Source organism: Marinobacter alkalisoli (assembly GCF_045449855.1).
In the GTDB taxonomy this organism is placed as follows: domain Bacteria; phylum Pseudomonadota; class Gammaproteobacteria; order Pseudomonadales; family Oleiphilaceae; genus Marinobacter.
Genome location: NZ_JBJJLC010000064.1, coordinates 1 through 18,746 on the forward strand (window position 1 = coordinate 1; position 18,746 = coordinate 18,746).

Here is an 18,746-nt window from a genome sequence, read left to right on the forward strand (position 1 = left end):
ACCCCCGCCACCCCGATCAATCCCCACAACCACCAGTCCTGAAAAGCAACAAACACCCCTACTCCGACCGAGGCACAAAAAACACAAAAACCAGCCCAAAGAGCAGAGCCGCCACACCAATGCCGAACGCACTGACCAGGGTGCCACCGCCATCCAGCCACTGCTTGGTCAGCCACGGGCCGACCATCTGGGTGAAACCGTATAGCGCCACCATGGCCGCGGAGAGTCGGGGCCCCTGGTGGGGATGGAGCGCACGACCTATGCGCTGGGTCAGCAGCACGGCGCCGAGGAAGGTACCGCCAATCAGGGCGGCGCAGAGGATCAGGCCGATCTCGGCGGGCAGAACCACGGCCGCCAGGACACCGATCAGCTGGATCAGGAGGTTCAGTTTCAAGGCCGGCAGATCGCCGATACTGGCTCCCAGTTTGTTCCAGATCCAGGGCCCGGGAATGGTGGTCAGCGCGACAATCAGCCAGGTTCCGTTCAACAGCCAATGGCCGGCGGCCAACTCGATTTTCGCCAGTAAGGGCAGGAAGGTCATCGGCAGGATGTAGCCCAGACCAGCGCCTGCGTAGGACAGGAACAGCGGGATGCTGGCGCGGTCGAACAGGGGGCTGGTTGTGACGGCGCGGGTGTTGTTGTCTGCCCGCTGGCGAACCGGTACGTCCAGTTTTATCAGGCGTGCCGCGCCCCACCAGGCCAGGGGAATCGATAACAGGGCGGCGGGCCACCAGCGCTGAGCGCCCTCAAGCCAGTCGGCACTGCCGGTCACCACACCACTGGATAGCAGCAGACCAAGGCCGACGCCGATGTAGACCAGTCCGCTCATGGATGCGCGATTGCGCAACACCAGCCATTCCAGGATCAGTGCCGGTGCCTGTACGAAGACGATGCCGTTGGCCACGCCGTTCAACCAGCGGGCACCGGAGATAACAGTGAGGTGGTCGGTCTGGGTGACGATCAGGGTGGTGGCGACGTGCACGGCCAGCGAGACCGGCAGCAGGGTGCGGATCTGGTCTATGCGGTGCCAGCGGATCGCCACCATGGCGCCCATCAGGTAGCCGAGGTAGTTCCAGGTTGCGACGGCGGCCCCTTCTACGGCGCCGAACTGGCCATCGTCCACCAGGTAAGGGAGCAACGGCGTGTAAATAAACCGACCCAGACCATGAACAACCAGAAGAACCACCGCACCAGCGGCCAGTACCGAAAACAGTTCCCGCGGTGAAGTGCAGCTCTGGCGAGAAACAGACATAGCAGACATCCCTGAAAAAACAGGGCGGCAGTTTAAGCCACTTGGGCAATGAAGTCAGTGGACCGATGGCGAGGCCTGTCAGCTCGCCCGGGGATGATTGGCCTTCGCCCACTCGTAGATCCTTTCGAACGCCTCTGCCAGGTCTTCGGGATCGTGCGGCGGCTGAATGACCGCGATCATTTCGCCTTCGGGATTCAGCAAGGCGAAATGGCCGCTGTGATCAACCAGCAGTTCGCCGTCTACATCCCGGTGAACAAACACTGCATTGAGGCTCTTGGCAAGCGCCCGCAAGGTGTCCAGATCGCCGGTCAGTCCGTGGAAGTTGTCGCCGAAGAAGCCGACATAGTTCTTCAGCTGCTCCGGGGTGTCGTGTTCGGGGTCTGCGCTGATCAGCAGGTACTCCGGCTGAGGCAGGTCATCCGCCAGCAGGCTGTCGGTCCGCCGCAGGTTGGCCATGGCGGCCGGGCAGATGTCGGGGCAATTGGTGTAGCCGACAAAGGCGAACGTCCAGCGTCCTTTCAGGCTGTCACGGGTTACTGTGTCACCGTTTTCATCCAGCAGTTCGAACTCGGGCAGGGGGCGGCCCTGGTCGTATACGTAGGTATTCAACTCGGCAAGTTCGGGCGCGGGGGCCGGTTCCTGCTCACCGCCCAGAAATACCTGCCGCGCGACCACCAGACCGAAGATCAGCACCACAATCAGCAGCAGGGCAATCAGGGTCAGGCGAATCGAGCGGTTCATGCAGTCTCCGGTGTAGGCGAATCAGAAGAATACGAAGTGGTCTACCAGCAATACCACAAACAGGGCCATCAGATAGGTGATGGAATATTTGAAGGTATTGAGGGCAACGCGGCGGTCGTCGCCTCTCAGCAAACGAACGGAATACTGCAGGAAACGCAGCCCGAGAGCCAGCGCGCCAATCAGGTAGATACCCCCGGACATGCCGGTTACGAACGGCAGCAGGCTGACTGCCAGCAACATCAGGGTGTACAGCACGATGTGAAGTTCGGTGTACTTGTTGCCATGGGTCACCGGCAGCATGGGAATGCCGGCCTTGGCGTATTCCTCTTTGCGGTGGATGGCCAGGGCCCAGAAATGCGGTGGTGTCCAGGCGAAGATGATCAGCACCAGCAACAGGGCGTGACCTTCCACCTGACCGGTCACGGCTGTCCAGCCCAGCAGTGGCGGCATTGCGCCGGCGAGGCCGCCGATCACGATGTTCTGGGGTGTTGCCCGCTTGAGGAACAGGGTATAAACACCGGCGTACCCGACCAGGGAAGCGAGGGTCAGCCAGGCAGTCAGGGCATTGACCTGCCACATCAGGATGCCCATGCCGGCGGCGGCCAGCAGGGTCGCAAAAACCATGGCGTCCACCGGACTGATCTTACCGGTGGCTACCGGACGCTTGCGGGTGCGCGCCATCACCGTGTCGATCTTCTGGTCTACCACATGGTTGACCACTGCCGCGGCGCCCGCCAGCAGCGCAATGCCCAGGTTGCCGTATAGCAGGACCTCCCAGCCAGGCACGCCCGGCGCCGCCAGCAGCATGCCAATCACCGAGGTCAGAATCATCAGCGCGACGACCCGGGGCTTGGTCAGCTCCAGGAAATCCCGCCAGGAAATGGATGCGTCTGTCTGTGTCTCTGCGCTATGGGCCGGCAGTGGTTTCACATGCTCGCTCATGCCGTCACCTCTCGGTTGATTGTTGTTGTGTGTGGACTGCTTTCAGCGTTTGCTTGCGGGTGTTCGTGCAGGCGCCACAGCAGGTTAATCACCGCCAGTAGCAAGCCCGCCCCCATTGCGTTATGAGCAACCGCAATAGAGAGTGGAATATGGAAGGCCACATTGGCAAGCCCAAGGGTCACCTGGGCCGCCAACACAATAGCGACCAGCTGGACGTGCCAGGCCATGCCGGTATTGCGGGTTCGCCGCCACATCAGGCCCAGCAGCAAGGCAAAGTAGCCGAGCACCAGTATCGCGCCCAGACGGTGACTGAAATGGATTGCCACGCGGCCGTCCGCTGTCAGCTGCCCCCCCAGGTAGTTGGGGCCCACGTGCTGGGCAATGTCAAAGCCGTGCTGGAAATCCATGTCCGCTGGCCACCATTCTCCCTGGCAGGTCGGCAGCTCCGGGCATGCCACGGCAGCGTAGTTGGCCGCCGTCCAGGCGCCAAGGGCAATCTGCAGTATGACCAGGGCAAGGCCACCGTATAACCACGGCCGGAAACGGTTAAGCGCCAGTCGTGAGGGGCCGGAGTCCGAACTTGCTTTATGTCTCGCTCGCAAGCGGAGAGTTAACAGGGTCAGGGCGCTGAGTGTGGTAAAGCCACCCAGCAGGTGCAGTGCTACAACTTGTGGCCACAGCTTCAGGGTAACGGTCCACATCCCGAACGCGCCCTGCAGTACAATAAAGGCGGCAATAAACAACGGCAGTTTCACCGGCAGACCTTCCCGGCGATGACGAATGGCATAGCCCGCCAGCCCAAAGACCACCAATCCGAGGGTGCCGGCAGCGTACCGGTGGATCATCTCTGGCCAGCCCTTGGCCACATCTACCGGCGTCTCCGGGAAACGGGCATTGGCAATGGCGATGCTCTCGGCACTCTGCGGCACCGCCAGGAAGCCATAACAGCCGGGCCAGTCCGGACACCCGAGGCCGGCGTCCACCAGCCGGGTCCAGGCCCCCAGCATGATAACCACCACCGCAAGCAGCGTGGCAAACAACGACCAGCGCCCCATGATGCGGGCACGGATTGATAAGGGCAGCGGTGACCAGTTGGCCTTGGGCAAGGTCAGTTTCCTCCGGGCATCGGGTTAACCAATCTGGGACAGCTTCATCAGATGCTTGAGATCCTTGAGCATGTCTTTGCCTGAATGTTCGTTGCCGTAATGCATCATGACGTTGCCGAAGGGGTCCAGCAGCAGGATTCGCGGCTCCTGATCTGGCCGGACACCCGCAGGCCAGGCCGGGGCCCGGTCACCTTGTGATTGCAGCCGCTCCATGGCGCTGTACTCTTCAGCCCAGCGACGCTCCAGCTCCGCAGGCACCGTTCCGATAAACGCCGCCCTGGACATGCGATTAGCGTTTTTACCGAGAGCGATGTTCACCTGCCTGGCCAGGTAAAGCAGATTTTCACAGTCTTCCGCGCAATTGCCGGCAACCACCATCATCATCCATTCGGCGTCAGCCCGTTCGGGGCCGAACCACTCAGCCAGCGGCTGGCCATCGGAGGTTTGCATGTGGAGTTCGGTGACCGGTACCGCTGGCTTTACCAGTTCACCTTTGTTGGTGTGGCCGGTGGGATTCAGCCAGCCGGTGTAGTACATGATAGTGGCAAACACCATGGGGCCGAAGCCAATCGCAAACAGCAGGATGGCTGTACGACGGCCACGGCGAACCTGCTCGGGCGTGGGTCCGCCGGATTGCTGATCGGATACCCGGTTAGCCGTTGTCATTGTCATTATTGGCTCCTGTTTTTCGGTAACTCGCTACCACCGTCAATATAACCAGTGCAACGGCCAGTGAAAACCACTGAAATGCATATCCGTAATGGGTTTGTGGTCCCATCAGGTCCGGCTTCCAGTCGGCCCGGTAGGCACCCGGCTGCTCCCGGCCCGACAACTTGACCACCAACGATGCCACATCCGGCTCCTGCTCACTGGCAAGTGACTCCGGAAGGGCCTGGACTCGCCGCGGCCAACCGTCACTCTGTTCACTGCTGTCGGCCAGCACCGGAGGCACGGGAAATGCGCCCATGCGACCACGTATTTCCACTTCCCCGACCGGGATGCTTACATCAGGCAGGCTTGTCCGGGTTCGCGGCGCCTGAATCCAGCCCCGGTTGACCACCACCGGTGGTCCGTCGTCCGGATAGAACAGAGTCAGCACCTCATACCCGGGAGCCCCATCCCGGGTGCGGTTGTCCAGCAGCCAGGTAGTGTCGCTGTATTGCCCTTGCAGTGTCACCGGGCGCCCCGGCGTCAACCCCCTGGATGTCTGCTCGGACCAGCCAAGCTCCTCTGCCTGCTGGTCCCACTGTTTCAGCTGCAGCTGCTTTTCTTCCGCCCGCCCGAGTTGCCAGATCCCCAGGCCAATCAGAACCGGCAGAAAGAGCCCGGCAAACAACAGCAGCCGCCAGTCAAAATGCCATTGGCGACGTTCGGAAGAACCGGTATCAGACATGCTCTGCTATAGTGGCCTCAGAATAAACACAATCAGAAACGGGACCCCCCATGCTGAAAGCGGTTGTAATCATACTCATGCTGGCTGTCATCTTTAGTCTGTTCAGCGGGCTGTTCTTTTTGCTCAAGGACGGCGGTAAAACCAACCGGGTGGTGAACTCACTTGCGGTGCGGGTGGCGCTGAGTGTGTTGCTGCTGTTGGTGATTGTGATTTCCCTGTGGCAAGGGAGCCTGGTACTGAACCCGACTCCCTGATGCCACCTCAGATAACGTACACGAAGACAAACAGGCACAGCCAGACAACATCCACAAAGTGCCAGTACCACGCGGCCGCCTCAAATCCGAAATGTTTCTCGGCAGTGAAGTGTCCCTTGTGAATGCGGATCAGCATGATGACCAGCATCAGCGTGCCGAGCATGACGTGCGCACCATGGAAGCCGGTCAGCATGAAGAACGTACTGCCGTATATGCCGGATTGCAGCGTCAGGTCCAGATCCTGATAGGCGTGAGCGTACTCATAGCCCTGAACAAACATGAACACCGCAGCCAGGGCAATGGTAGCCGCAAGCCAGAGTTTGATCTTCTTGCGATGACCTTCTTTCAGCGCGTGATGCGCCACCGTGACCGTGAAGGACGAGGTAACCAGCAGGATGGTGTTGATCAGCGGCAGGCCCCAGGGCCCAATCACTTCCCTCGGTCCGGGAAAGGCCTCGGGGTCCGGGTTATTGATCAGCGGCCAGGTCGCCTGGAAACCTTCCCACAGCATGTTACTGCTGCCTCTGTCACCTTCCCCGCCCAGCCAGGGCACCGCAAACACCCGTGCATAGAACAGGGCGCCGAAAAAGGCGGCGAAGAACATGACTTCCGAGAAGATGAACCAGCTCATACCCCAGCGAAACGAACGATCCATTTGCGGACTGTACAGGCCCGAGCGGCTTTCCTTGATCACACTCCCGAACCAGCCGAACAGCATGTAGGCCATGATCAGGGCACCGATGAGAAACAGGACCCAGGAACCGGTGGTCGATTCCCCCTGCTTGCCATTCACCATGATTGCGGCAACGCCGTACAGGGTTACCCCAAGGCCGACCGTTGCAATGATCGGCCACTTACTCTGTTCGGGCACGTAATAGGTCTGGTTTTCCGCCATGACAATCTCCGATGGCTTATCCGTTATCGATTGTTGTTGTCCTGATCCGATAATTGCCTACCGGCTCTGTCCTACTTCACTTCCGGTGGTGTCGAGAAGGTGTGGTAGGGCGCCGGTGAAGGCACTGTCCACTCCAGCCCTTCGGCTCCGTCCCAGGGCCTGGCTGAGGCTTTCTCGCCGCCCTTGACGCACTTCACCACAATCAGCAGGAACAGCAGCTGCGTGGCGCCGAACATGAACGCCCCCACACTGGACACCATGTTGAAGTCGGCAAACTGCAGGGCATAATCCGGAATCCGCCGCGGCATGCCCGCCAGCCCGAGGAAGTGCATGGGGAAGAACGCCAGATTCATACCGATAAACGACAGCCAGAAGTGGGTCTTGGCCAGGGTTTCATCGTACATATGGCCAGTCCACTTGGGCAGCCAGAAATAGGCCGAGGCGAAAATGCCAAAGATGGCACCCGGTACCAGTACGTAGTGGAAGTGAGCCACCACGAAGTAGGTGTCATGGTACTGGAAGTCCGCCGGGGCAATGGCCAGCATCAGGCCGGAGAAGCCACCGATGGTGAACAGGATGACGAAGGCCACGGCAAACAGCATCGGAGCCTCGAAACTCAGGGCGCCGCGGAACATGGTGGCTACCCAGTTGAACACTTTCACCCCGGTGGGTACGGCGATCAGCATGGTCGCGTACATAAAGAACAACTGACCGGCGATGGGGATGCCCACGGTGAACATGTGGTGCGCCCAGACCACGAACGACAGCAGGGCGATGGCGCCCACCGCGTAGACCATGGAGGCGTAACCGAACAGAGGCTTGCGGGAGAACGCCGGAATGATGTGGGATACCGCACCAAAGGCCGGCAGGATCATGATGTACACTTCGGGGTGCCCGAAGAACCAGAACACATGCTGGAACAGTACCGGATCGCCACCACCGGAGGCATCAAAGAAGCTGGTGCCGAAGTTGATATCCATCAGCATCATGGTGACCACACCCGCCAGTACCGGCATCACGGCGATCAGCAGGAAAGCGGTGATCAGCCAGGTCCAGACGAACAGCGGCATCTTCATCAGGGTCATGCCCGGCGCCCGCAGGTTAAGGATAGTGGCAATGACGTTAATCGCGCCCATGATGGAGGATATCCCCATGATGTGGATCGCGAAGATAAAGAAGGTCGTACTGGGCGGCCCATAGGTCGTCGACAACGGTGCGTAGAAGGTCCAGCCGAAATCGGGCGCGCCACCGGACATGAACAGGGTGGATACCAGGATCAGGAAGGCACACGGCAGCAACCAGAAACTCCAGTTGTTCATCCGTGGCAGGGCCATGTCGGGTGCGCCGATCATCAGTGGCAGCATCCAGTTGGCCAGCCCCACGAAGGCCGGCATGACCGCGCCGAACACCATAATCAGGCCGTGCATGGTGGTCATCTGGTTAAAAAATTCCGGCTCGACAATCTGCAGACCGGGCTGGAACAGCTCGGCGCGGATAACCATGGCCATGGTGCCGCCGAGCAGGAACATGGCAAAACTGAAGATCAGGTACATGGACCCGATGTCTTTGTGGTTGGTCGTCAGCAACCACCGGCTGAAGCCTTTGGCCGGGCCGTGGTGATGATGATCCTGGGCGTGGGTATCTGCAACCGCACTCATGAAAAACCCCCGTTACCGCCTCGTTATTCTGGCTGGTGATGTTATTTGGCGAATCATTCCTGATTCTTGTACTCAAAGACTTCTTTCGGCGTGATCATTTCGCCGGTGTTGTTACCCCAGGCATTTCGCTCGTAGGTAATCACCGCGGCCAGATCCACTTCGCTCAACTGGCCGCCGAAAGCCTGCATGGCGGTACCGGAGACACCGTTAACCACGATATCCAGGTGTGCGTCCATGTCTTCAAGTACTACCTGATTGCCCTTCAGCGCCGGGAAGGCCGGAGGCGCGCCGCTGCCGTCAGCCTGGTGGCAGGAAGCACAGGCACTGGCGTAGGCTGTCTCGCCACGCTCCATCAACTCTTCCAGGGTCCAGTCTTTCTCAGTCAGTTCGCGCTCACTCTCGGCGGCTTCGCGTTGCTCCGCCACCCATTCGTCGTACTCTTCCTGGGGTACCGCCTTGACCACCACCGGCATGAAGCCATGGTCCTTGCCGCACAATTCAGTGCACTGGCCACGGTAAATACCCGGCTCGTCCACACGGGTCCAGGTTTCGTTGATAAAACCGGGGATAGCATCTTTCTTGACGCCAAATGCAGGCACCCACCATGAGTGGATAACATCATTGGCGGTCAACAGCAGGCGTACTTTGGCGCCTACCGGAACCACCATCGGGTTATCCACGTCCAGCAGATAATTCTCGCTCTTGGCGGTGCGGTTGTAGATCTCGTCCTTGCTGGTCGACATATTGGAGAAGAAACCAAAGTCTTCTTCGATGTAGTCATACTTCCAGCGCCACTGGTATCCCGTCACCTTGATGTCCACCTCGGACTCGGTGGTGTCATACATATCCACCAGGGTCGCCGTCGCCGGAATGGCCATAACAACAAGGATCACGAACGGAATGATGGTCCAGAGGATTTCCACCAGGGTGTTTTCATGGAAGTTGGCCGGCTTGTAGCCCTGGGACTTGCGGTGGGCAAAGATGGACCAGAACATCACCCCGAATACCACGATGCCAATGACAACGCATATCCAGAGGATGGTCATGTGAAGGCTGAAAATTTCGTTACTGGTACCGGTAACCCCCGGGGCCATGTTCAATGTCCAGTCCGCCATGGACCAGGCGGGGAACAAAAGGCCGCCCAAAAGGGCACCTGCCCGCTTAGCGTGCACGCGCATACTGTGTCTCCACAGAGTGTTATTCTTGTCGGATTTTTGCGTCCAATCCCTCTGTTCTGACGGAGCTCGCACACACCTGTCAGGCCAGAGTGGAAGTCTGCTTATGGATAACTCAGGATTGAGTATAGACATAGATCCGGAAAAAGCTCAACACCGACTAAACCTAAACGTTATAACCCTGGAATATTGATAATTAAATCGAATATAAGTCGTTTTCTATCCACCACGGACCGGCGCTTATGGGCGCTGGCCTGGCCGCTGATGCTGACCAATCTCACCGTTCCCCTCCTGGGTCTGGTGGATACCGCCGTGCTTGGCCACCTGGAAAGCCCCGAATACCTCGGTGCCGTTGCCATTGGCGCCAACCTGTTCAGCATTCTGTACTGGACGTTCGGTTTCATGCGCATGGGCACCACCGGGCTTGCCGCGCAAGCCTGGGGCAAACGCGATGAGTTTGCCCAGATCGCACTGCTGGTCAGGTCCATCATCCTCGCGGTCGGCATTGGCCTGCTGCTTATCGTCTTCCACAAGCCCCTGATCAGTATTGGCCTGTCGCTGATGAATCCCAGTGAGCGGGTCGCGGAGCTGGCTGCCGATTATGCCGCCATCAGAATCTGGAGCGCACCAGCGGTATTGTGCCAGTACACCCTGGTGGGCTGGCTGATCGGTACCCAGTTTGCCCGGGCGCCAATGATCATGCTGATTGTGGCAAACAGCCTGAATATTGTGCTCGACATACTGTTCGTGACGGTTCTGGGCTGGAACAGCCAGGGGGTCGCCGCAGCAACGGTCTTCGCCGAATACTCCGCCACTCTCATTGGTATCCGCCTGGTGCTGCTGAGGATGCCGGCGGGGCAGTCGTTCAGCCGTGCCCTGCTAGGGCAGTTGGCGGACTATCTGCGCATACTCCAGGTCAACCGCTACATCATGGTCCGTACCATAGCGCTGCTGCTGGTGCTGGCCTTTTTCACCGCCCAGGGGGCGCGCCAGGGCGATACCATCCTGGCCGCCAACGCGGTGCTGCTTACCTTTCTGTTGATTATCTCCAACGGCCTGGACGGCTTTGCCAATGCCGCCGAGGCGCTGATTGGCGAAGCGGTGGGCAAGGGAAGCCGGCGCCGCTTCCGGATGATTTTCCTGACGGCGCTGCGTTGGTCCCTGTGGGGAGCATTGCTGTTCACCATGGCATTCGTGTTGGGCGGGCGCTGGCTGATCAGCCTGCTGACCGGCATTGAGGAGGTCCGGACCACGGCGGGGCACTATCTGCCCTGGCTCTGGATGCTGCCGTTCGCCGCCATCTGGGGCTACCTTCTGGATGGCGTGTTTATCGGTGCTACCCGCACCCGGGATATGCAAAACACCATGCTGTTTTCGGCTCTGGCGGTGTTCCTTCCGGTGTGGTGGCTGACCACCGGCTGGGGCAATCATGGCCTGTGGTTCTCGCTGATCTGCCTGATGCTGGCCCGCGCCGTGACCATGGGCTGGTTGTTCCTGTCCCATACCCGGCACGACCGCTGGTTCGAGAAATCCTAGCGCCCCCACAGCGCAAACATTAAATGCCCGGATTTTCATGATGGGCCGGAAGCAGGTCAAAAAATCTCGACTACAATTGTCGTAAACGGCAGGCTTGTTGCGGTAGCCAGCCCCTGCTTACCTGCCTCCAGCGACCCCAAGCGAATAACGGGAGGCGCCTTGCGACCTCAATTCGTTCAGATACCGGCAACTCCTGAAATGACACCACAGGCAGTCCTAGACATTATTGATCAGGCACGACGGCAGGAAGCCCACTCCGGCACTTTTCTCCGGCAACTGGGAGAGAAGGCGTCGTCGCTGCCCGCGACCATCACCATTGAAGGCTATCAGCCGGCCACCTGCCTGTTTCAGTTTGCCGTGGAATACATCGAGATGGCCCCGCGGCTGATCGAGTGCGTCGATGCCTGCGCCCGCGAAGCCGGAAAATCAGACCTGTTTGCCCCGTTTATTGATGCCGCAACCCGTTACTTTACCCAGCCTTCGGTGCTGCTTGTTCGCTATGACGGCCTGGACGGGTTGCTTATCCGGGCCTATCTCTGCCATCGCCTGATGGAAGAAATGTACGAAAACAACCGCTCTATCCGCGCCAGCGATCTGGTGGATATCGAGGCAACACAAGCCAACCTGCTGGTTCATCAACTGATTGGCGAGCCCTTCGCCAACGAGCTGGACGATGCCATTACCCTGACGGTATTGCAGATTGCCGGCACCCCAGACTACTACGAACTCAACCTGGATCCTTTCGTAGAGCACGCACAAAACGCCGCCTGGGACTGGATGCGGCAGTACTGGGAAAACCTGCTGGTAAGAAACCACATTCGTTTCTCTCTGGGCAACGGCCTCTGATTGCGGTTAATCTAGCACCTTCCTGAATCCTACCCCATGCTTACCTGACGGAGGTTCCCTTGCTGGATAACGCTGACCTTGGAAAACTGATTATTCGCCTGACCCTGGGCGGGCTGATGCTGTTCCACGGCATCTCGAAACTGATTCACGGTACCGGTTTCATCGAAGGCCAGCTGGCCAGCCATGGAATTCCGGCGGTGTTCGCCTATGGCGTGTTTATCGGTGAGCTGCTCGGGCCGCTGATGGTGATTCTCGGCTACCAGACCCGCATCGGCGCCCTGTTGATTGCCTTCAACATGCTGGTGGCCATTGCCCTGGTGCATGGCCATGAACTGCTGGCCCTCGGTAGCAGTGGTGGCTGGGCGCTGGAGCTGCAGGGCTTCTTCCTGTTTACCGCGATTGCCCTGATTTTTCTCGGCCCGGGTCGCTACAAGCTGAAGAACTGAACCACTGCACCACCCGGTTGCGACCGGATTCCTTGGCCTGATAGAGCGCTTCATCCGCTTGCCGGATGAGCGCCTCAGGCTCCACGCCGGGGTCTGGCGCCATGGTGGCAACCCCAACACTCACGGTCAGGCTGACCGGGCTGTCTCCGTCACCGGCATAGACCGGCGTCCGTGCAATGATCAACCGTAACCGCTCGGCCACGCTCCGGGCACCCTGTTCGGGGGTCGCCGGCAGCAACACACTGAATTCCTCGCCACCGTAACGGGCCAGCAGATCACCCGAGCGCTGAATTTCATCCGCACACAGCTGGGCCACACGGATCAGGCAATCATCTCCCACCAGGTGTCCAAGCTGGTCGTTGACCAGTTTGAAATGGTCGATATCCAGCAATAACAGTGACAATGGATGACCTTGCCGAGCGGCACGACTCCACTCCACCGCCAGCTTTTCATCGAAACGCCGCCGGTTGGCCACCTGGGTGAGACCATCGGTGAGCGAGATGGCCTTGAGCTGTTCGTTCACCTGCTCCAGTGCCTCGGTGCGCTCCTGCACCCGCGCCTCCAGGGTCTGGTTGGCCTGGCGCTGAACCGCCAGTGCATGCTCCTGCGCCTGCTGCCGCCGCTGCCTCTCGAGGCTGATGCGGTAGGCCAGGGCAAAGGACAACAGGATAACCTCCAGCGCCACCCCCAGCTGCGGGGCAAATTCAGTCACAAAACTGCGGGGCAGATACCCCAGTTTGCTGACAGCAAGAATCAGGTGCCCCATTAACAGGGGCGTCCAGGCCAGGACATAAAACCCCGCCAGCACCTGCCCCTTACGCCAGACCCACAACCCCAGCACCCAGGCTGCCGGCGTGATCACCGCGCCAAACACGCTGACCACCACAATGCCGTGCTGGTAGGGGCCGAAAAGGCCATAGACAAACGCCAGTACCGCCAGCCCGACCACTACCTGTGAGGCACGGAACAACAACGGGCTGTATCGCTTCAACGCCAGGAAACTTATGGTGAACACGGTGGCAAAGGCGATATTGAGGGAGATCACCGGCGCAGTGAAATAGCGGTTCATGGCTGGCCAGTCAGGCCACAGCCACTGGAACATCAGACCATGGAGATGAAGCTGCACCATCGCTGCCGCCACCACCGTGAGTACGTACCAGAGATAGGTGGGGTGCCGGACAATCACGAAGACAAACAGGTTGTACAACGCCATCGCCACCATGATGCCCAGAAATACGGCCTGCCAGCCGTATGATAACTGCTCCTCTTTCAGGAACTGCCCCGAGGGAACAATCCGGACCGGAATCTGCACCGATCCCTGGGTTCTTATTCTGACGTAGGCTGTTACGGGCTCGGTGTTCGAAGGCACCAGGAACACAAAGTTGCGATGGTGAATCGGGCGGCTGTCAAACGCCCATTGGTCGCCGGTGCGGTGCTGCTCAATCAGCTGACCGTCCAGCTCCCAGAATACCGACACGTCATCAAGCAGGGGATAACCGATTTCCAGCAGCCGGTTTACCGGCTTCGGCGGCACGTGGACTTTTAGCCAGAACCCGCCGCTGCTGAACCCCAGATTGAGGATGTCTGAGGGCGTGAACGGTTGCCACTGTCCGGCAGGCAGTGTCCGCACTTCATCCACCGTCAGAGCGGCACTGTCATCCTCCAGCCATGCAAATGCAGCAGTCTCCGCTCTCAGGCCGCCGGAGCCTGTCAGTGCCAGTACCAGGATCAGCCACTGACAGAAATGAGATGCATGGTGGTTCATAAACGGATATCCGGCACCCGGTTCAGTGAATCCGCACGACAGAACGGGGTAGTAAGCCCCCTTATGCATCCTTGCCAGATTGGTGGTAAGTTTAGACGGTTACCGGGAGAACTTCTCCTGCCGGTAACATAAACCGCACAAAACACCCGGAGACCAGACATGACCGAGAGAAAAACGGAGATAAAGCCGGGTCGCTACCGCCACTACAAAGGCAAGGACTACCAGGTCATCGATATTGCCCGCCACAGCGAGACCGAGGAGAAACTGGTGGTTTACCGGTGCCTGTATGGCGATTTCAGCCTCTGGGTAAGGCCACTGTCCATGTTCCAGGAAACCGTCGAAGTTGCCGGCGAACAGGTACCCCGTTTTTCCTGGGTCAGTGAGGACTGACTTCCACCCGGATTTTTGACTGCGGCGGTGATTTCCTGCACATTAGCGCGTTTTTTACGATGCCTGCCCTCACAAGGGGTCGGATAAACCGTTAATTCCTACCCGGAGTTTGCCATGAATGCCGTTGTCGCCGCGGTCGCCATCATGCTCGTCCTGAGTTTGTGCCGCATCCACGTTGTTGTCGCCCTGATCATCGGCGCCGTTGCCGGCGGACTGATCGCCGGCCTGCCCCTGGAAGCCACCATCGAGGCTTTCAATAATGGTCTAGGCGGCGGAGCCACCGTCGCACTGTCCTACGCAACTCTCGGCGCGTTTGCCGTCGCCATCGGCAAGTCCGGCCTCGCTCACGCCCTGGCAGACAAGGCCTTGGCACTGGTGGGCAAACAGGACGAGGGCAAGGCCGCTGGAGGCATCCGCTTTCTCATTGTAGGTCTGCTGCTGGCCATTGCCATCTCCTCACAGAACATCCTGCCGATCCACATTGCCTTCATTCCGCTGGTGGTACCGCCCCTGCTGTACGTAATGGCCAAACTGAACATGGACCGCCGCCTGGTCGCCTGCGTGCTGACCTTCGGCCTGATCACCCCGTACATGTTCCTGCCGATCGGCTTCGGCGGCATCTATCTGAACGAAATTCTGCTGGCCAACGTGGGTGACAACGGCGTGGATGCTTCCGAACTGAACGTCATGTCCGCCATGGCGCTGCCGGCCCTGGGCATGCTCTGCGGCCTGCTGGTGGCGGTGTTCTTCAGCTACCGTGGCGACCGCAAATACAACATGGACACCATCGAGAAAACCGAACGGGTCGACATCCAGTACAACGGCCGCACCCTGTCCATGGCACTGATTGCGATTGTGACCGCGTTTGTGGTCCAGCTCTGGCTGGGCTCCATGATCCTCGGCGCGCTGGCCGGCTTCGTGCTGTTCAATCTGTCCGGCGTGGTGAAGTGGAAGGAAGCCGATGATCTGTTCACCGAAGGCATGAAAATGCTGGCGATGATCGGCTTCATCATGATCGCCGCCTCCGGCTTTGCCGAAGTCATGCGTGAAACCGGCGAGATCGCCACCCTGGTGGAGAGCTCGGTGGCTACCATCGGTGACAACAAGGCCATGGCCGCCTTCCTGATGCTGGTGGTGGGCCTGCTGATCACCATGGGCATCGGCTCGTCGTTCTCCACCATCCCCATCATCGCCGCCCTGTACGTGCCCCTGGCCCTGGAAATGGGCTTCAGCCCCCTGGCCATCGTGGCCCTGGTCGGCACCGCCGGCGCTCTGGGTGACGCCGGCTCCCCGGCCTCCGATTCCACCCTCGGCCCCACCGCAGGCCTCAACGTCGACGGCCAGCACAACCACATCTGGGACACCGTTGTTCCCACGTTCCTGCACTACAACCTGCCGTTGCTCGGCTTTGGGTGGTTGGCGGCTATGGTGCTTTAGGGTTGGGAGTTGCCTGCCTTCCTTTTGTAGCCTGGCTGGATTGGGGGGCTGTGAGGGTGGGGGTAACGGGGGTCAAAACGGAGAAACGTGGTTTCTTTGAATTTTTTGACCCCCGTTACCCCCACCCTCACGTCAGGCATCAAAGAAATCGCTAGAGAGAACCGAAGAAACAAACAGCGGTTCTGCCGGATAAACGCACCCAGGCGATATCTGCGTGGTCAAAAAAGAGAGGGTCTGGGGGAACATTCCAAAAAATTCAAAGAAACCACGTTTCTCCGTTTTGGAATGTTCCCCCAGACCCTCTCAACCCCGCACAACCAGGCTACGCAGCCAATCCCCCAATCAACCAGGCCACAAGGCACACCTCCGAGGTTCAATCCTCAGAGCCAGCCTTAAAAAACACCACCTGCTTGACGGTATGATCGTCTTCGTTGTCGCGCTTGTTAACTCGTGTTTCGAGTTCGGGGTTGGCCGGCTGTTCGGTATCGGACACCGCATCGGTGAAGCCACAGGCCACGCATTCGCGCACCTGATCGTCATCGTCGGTGGTGAACATCATGATTTTGTCCATCTCCGCGCAGCGGGGGCAGACGGCGCCGGCGATAAAGCGTTTTGGACTCGCCATAAGATTGCTCCAGTCAATTCGGACATTGGCTTGTCGGGTTACGGCCTTTGGCCTAACCCGACCTACGGTTTTGCAGGTCGGACAGAGCCAGGCAAACGCAGCCAATGCTGTAGGTCGGATTAGGCCGCAGGCCGTAATCCGACAGTGTTTTCATCAGGCAGCGTCATCCGTGATGCCGTTCTGCTTTAACAGGGCATCCACCTGCGGTTCTCGACCGCGGAAGGCCTTGAACAGTTCCATGGGCTCCTGGGAGCCGCCTTTTTCCAGGATATTCTTCAGGAACGCCCTGCCGGTTTCCGGATCGAAGATTCCGCGTTCCTCGAACAGCGAGAACGCATCCGCTGCCAGTACTTCCGCCCACTTGTAGCTGTAGTAGCCTGCGGCGTATCCGCCAGCGAAGATGTGGGAGAAGCTGTTGGGGAAGCGGTTGAATTCCGGCGCTCGCACCACGGCGATTTCTTCCCTCACCTTGCGGTGCATATCCAGTGGGTTGGTCGGGGCTTCGCTGGTGAATTCCGCGTGCAGGCGGAAGTCGAACAGGGAGAATTCCAGCTGGCGCACCATGGCCATGCCGGACTGGAAGTTCTTGGCCGCCAGCAGCTTCTGCAGCAGGTCCTCGGGCAACGGCTCGCCGGTTTCGTGGTGCGAGGCGATCAGTGCCAGGGATTCCGGGTTCCAGCACCAGTTTTCCAGGAACTGGCTGGGCAGTTCCACCGCATCCCAGGCCACGCCATTGATACCGGATACTTCCAGTACATCCACCTGGGTCAGCATGTGATGCAGGCCATGGCCGAACTCATGGAACAGGGTGGTGACCTCGTCGTGGGTCAGCAGCGATGGTTTGCCGTTGACCGGCGGGGTGAAGTTGCAGGTCAGGAATGCCACCGGCAGCTGCAGGTGACCGCGCTGATTGCGCCAGCGCACCCGGCAATCGGCCATCCAGGCACCACCACGCTTGCCCTGACGGGCGAACAGGTCGAAGTAGAACCAGGCCAGCGGCTCGCCGTTGCGGCTGATGCAGTAGGCGGTGGCATCTTCATGCCAGGTTTCCACCTCGGGTCTGGCTTCGATCTGGACATCGAACAGCTTTTCCGCCACGGCAAACAGACCCGGAACCACCTTGTTCACCGGGAACCAGGGTCGCAGGGTTTCCGGGGAAATGTCGTACCGTTCCTGGCGCAGTTTTTCGCTGTAATAGCCGATATCCCAGGCTTCCAACTCTTCCACACCGTGGCTGTCCCGGGCGAAGGCTGTCAGCTCGGCAAACTCTTTCTCCGCCACCGGCTTAGACTTGGCCGCCAGCTGGTTCAGGAAATCCAGCACCTCGTCGGTGCTGCGGGCCATCTTCTTGGCCAACGAGCGTTCGGCGTAGTTGTCAAAGCCCAGCAACTGGGCGAGGGCATGGCGACGCTTGAGGATTTCCGCCATCACCGGGGTGTTGTCCCAGGTGCCGGCGTCCGGCCCCATGTCCGAGGCGCGGGTGACAAAGGCTTCGTAGACTTCGCGACGCAACTCGCGGTTGTCCCCGTAGGTCATCACCGGGAAGAAGCTGGGGAAGTCGAGGGTGATCACATAGCCGTCGAGGTCTTTCTGCTTTGCCGCCTGTTTCGCGCCCTCAATGGCACTCTCCGGTAACCCGGACAGCTCGTCCACATCGGTGATGTGCTTGTACCAGTGCTGGGTGGCGTCCAGCACGTTGTCGCTGAAGCGGTTGGAGAGCTCCGCCAGCTCCCGGGACAGGTCGGCGTACTGCTTTTTCTGGTCCGCCGGCAGGTCGACACCGCCCAGGTGGAAATCCCGCAGAGTGTTGTCTATAGACTTGCGCTGGGCTTCGTTCAGCTCGCTGAAATCGTCCCGCGCCGCCAGTTTTTTGTAGGCGTTGCACAGGGTTTCGTTCTGGCTCAGCTCGGTGCTGTATTCGGTGAGCTTTTCCAGGCAGTTCTTGTAGACCTTTCGCAGGTCGTCGCTGTTCATCACGCCATTGAGGTGGGAAATCACCGACCAGGCGTTGCTCAGCTTGTCTTCCATTGCCTGCATGGGCTGGGCGAGGGTGTCCCAGGTGGGATCTTCCTGCTGGGCCAGTTCGGCGATTTTCACGCGGTTTTCGCTGAGAATCTGGTCAATTGCCGTTTCCATGTGTTCGGTACGCACATGGTCAAACTTCGGCAACAGGTCGTCGGTCAATAATGGGTTATTCATAAGTCCCCTTCTCAGCTGTCAATTTGTAGGGTAGCTTCGGTGTATCAGACTTCGGGGAACGGCACCTGTGGGAGGGGGCTTTCCAA

The 18,746-nt window shown here is 59.4% G+C and carries 18 protein-coding genes; 6 read left to right on the forward strand and 12 right to left on the reverse strand.

What is annotated here, in order from left to right:
- Nucleotides 1–58 precede the first annotated feature (58 nt).
- From ACJO5Y_RS20565 to ACJO5Y_RS20590, 6 genes are all read right to left on the reverse strand, one after another.
- Entirely contained in the window at nucleotides 59–1,252 is a 1,194-nt protein-coding gene (locus tag ACJO5Y_RS20565) for a YbfB/YjiJ family MFS transporter (protein WP_406989793.1), read from the reverse strand.
- Nucleotides 1,253–1,330: 78 nt separating this feature from the next.
- Nucleotides 1,331–1,993, reverse strand: a complete 663-nt coding sequence (locus tag ACJO5Y_RS20570) for an SCO family protein (protein WP_406989795.1) — start codon at nucleotides 1,991–1,993, stop codon at nucleotides 1,331–1,333.
- A 21-nt stretch (nucleotides 1,994–2,014) separates the two neighbouring features.
- A complete protein-coding gene (cyoE, locus tag ACJO5Y_RS20575) occupies nucleotides 2,015–2,935 on the reverse strand; it encodes a heme o synthase (protein WP_406989797.1) in 921 nt (306 codons plus the stop codon).
- Nucleotides 2,932–3,990, reverse strand: coding sequence for a COX15/CtaA family protein (locus ACJO5Y_RS20580; RefSeq protein WP_406989863.1), 1,059 nt, complete (start codon nucleotides 3,988–3,990; stop codon nucleotides 2,932–2,934). The genes cyoE and ACJO5Y_RS20580 overlap by 4 nt, the downstream gene beginning before the upstream one ends.
- 75 nt (nucleotides 3,991–4,065) lie before the next feature.
- Complete coding sequence (locus tag ACJO5Y_RS20585) at nucleotides 4,066–4,713, reverse strand: redox-active disulfide-containing membrane protein (protein ID WP_406989799.1); 648 nt, start codon at nucleotides 4,711–4,713, stop codon at nucleotides 4,066–4,068.
- Nucleotides 4,694–5,434 (reverse strand): SURF1 family protein, encoded by a 741-nt coding sequence (locus ACJO5Y_RS20590; RefSeq protein WP_406989801.1) that lies wholly within the window; start codon nucleotides 5,432–5,434, stop codon nucleotides 4,694–4,696. Before ACJO5Y_RS20590 ends, ACJO5Y_RS20585 begins: the two co-directional genes overlap by 20 nt.
- 50 nt (nucleotides 5,435–5,484) lie before the next feature.
- On the opposite strand from ACJO5Y_RS20590, the gene ACJO5Y_RS20595 reads away from it, so the two are divergent.
- Nucleotides 5,485–5,688, forward strand: a complete 204-nt coding sequence (locus ACJO5Y_RS20595; protein ID WP_406989802.1) for a twin transmembrane helix small protein — start codon at nucleotides 5,485–5,487, stop codon at nucleotides 5,686–5,688.
- Between the two features lie 7 nt (nucleotides 5,689–5,695).
- Here ACJO5Y_RS20595 and ACJO5Y_RS20600 read toward each other — a convergent pair whose 3' ends face one another.
- The 3 genes from ACJO5Y_RS20600 to coxB form a co-directional block, all read right to left on the reverse strand.
- Nucleotides 5,696–6,583 carry a cytochrome c oxidase subunit 3 gene (locus tag ACJO5Y_RS20600; RefSeq protein ID WP_406989804.1) on the reverse strand — a complete coding sequence of 296 codons (888 nt, stop codon included), beginning with the start codon at nucleotides 6,581–6,583 and terminating at the stop codon, nucleotides 5,696–5,698.
- Between the two features lie 71 nt (nucleotides 6,584–6,654).
- Complete coding sequence (gene ctaD / locus ACJO5Y_RS20605; protein ID WP_406989805.1) at nucleotides 6,655–8,241, reverse strand: cytochrome c oxidase subunit I; 1,587 nt, start codon at nucleotides 8,239–8,241, stop codon at nucleotides 6,655–6,657.
- A gap of 53 nt (nucleotides 8,242–8,294) precedes the next feature.
- A complete protein-coding gene (gene coxB, locus ACJO5Y_RS20610; protein ID WP_406989807.1) occupies nucleotides 8,295–9,419 on the reverse strand; it encodes a cytochrome c oxidase subunit II in 1,125 nt (374 codons plus the stop codon).
- Nucleotides 9,420–9,680: 261 nt separating this feature from the next.
- Between coxB and ACJO5Y_RS20615 the strand changes: the two genes are divergently transcribed.
- From ACJO5Y_RS20615 to ACJO5Y_RS20625, 3 genes are all read left to right on the forward strand, one after another.
- A complete protein-coding gene (locus tag ACJO5Y_RS20615) occupies nucleotides 9,681–10,952 on the forward strand; it encodes an MATE family efflux transporter (RefSeq protein WP_406989808.1) in 1,272 nt (423 codons plus the stop codon).
- A 198-nt stretch (nucleotides 10,953–11,150) separates the two neighbouring features.
- Nucleotides 11,151–11,798, forward strand: a complete 648-nt coding sequence (locus tag ACJO5Y_RS20620; RefSeq protein WP_406989810.1) for a hypothetical protein — start codon at nucleotides 11,151–11,153, stop codon at nucleotides 11,796–11,798.
- Nucleotides 11,799–11,857: 59 nt separating this feature from the next.
- Complete coding sequence (locus tag ACJO5Y_RS20625) at nucleotides 11,858–12,244, forward strand: DoxX family protein (RefSeq protein WP_406989812.1); 387 nt, start codon at nucleotides 11,858–11,860, stop codon at nucleotides 12,242–12,244.
- Here the strand turns inward: ACJO5Y_RS20625 and ACJO5Y_RS20630 are convergent.
- Nucleotides 12,189–14,009 (reverse strand): sensor domain-containing diguanylate cyclase, encoded by a 1,821-nt coding sequence (locus ACJO5Y_RS20630; protein ID WP_406989813.1) that lies wholly within the window; start codon nucleotides 14,007–14,009, stop codon nucleotides 12,189–12,191. The genes ACJO5Y_RS20625 and ACJO5Y_RS20630 overlap by 56 nt on opposite strands.
- Before the next feature lie 159 nt (nucleotides 14,010–14,168).
- On the opposite strand from ACJO5Y_RS20630, the gene ACJO5Y_RS20635 reads away from it, so the two are divergent.
- On the forward strand, nucleotides 14,169–14,399 hold the full coding sequence (locus ACJO5Y_RS20635) for a DUF1653 domain-containing protein (protein WP_406989815.1): 231 nt from the start codon (nucleotides 14,169–14,171) through the stop codon (nucleotides 14,397–14,399).
- 114 nt (nucleotides 14,400–14,513) lie between these two features.
- Nucleotides 14,514–15,836, forward strand: coding sequence for a Na+/H+ antiporter family protein (locus ACJO5Y_RS20640; protein WP_406989817.1), 1,323 nt, complete (start codon nucleotides 14,514–14,516; stop codon nucleotides 15,834–15,836).
- Between the two features lie 373 nt (nucleotides 15,837–16,209).
- Here ACJO5Y_RS20640 and ACJO5Y_RS20645 read toward each other — a convergent pair whose 3' ends face one another.
- The gene (locus ACJO5Y_RS20645; protein WP_406989819.1) at nucleotides 16,210–16,461 is read right to left on the reverse strand and encodes a YheV family putative zinc ribbon protein; all 252 of its coding nucleotides are present in this window, start codon (nucleotides 16,459–16,461) and stop codon (nucleotides 16,210–16,212) included.
- 153 nt (nucleotides 16,462–16,614) lie between these two features.
- Complete coding sequence (gene prlC, locus ACJO5Y_RS20650; protein ID WP_406989821.1) at nucleotides 16,615–18,660, reverse strand: oligopeptidase A; 2,046 nt, start codon at nucleotides 18,658–18,660, stop codon at nucleotides 16,615–16,617.
- Between the last annotated feature and the right edge of the window lie 86 nt (nucleotides 18,661–18,746).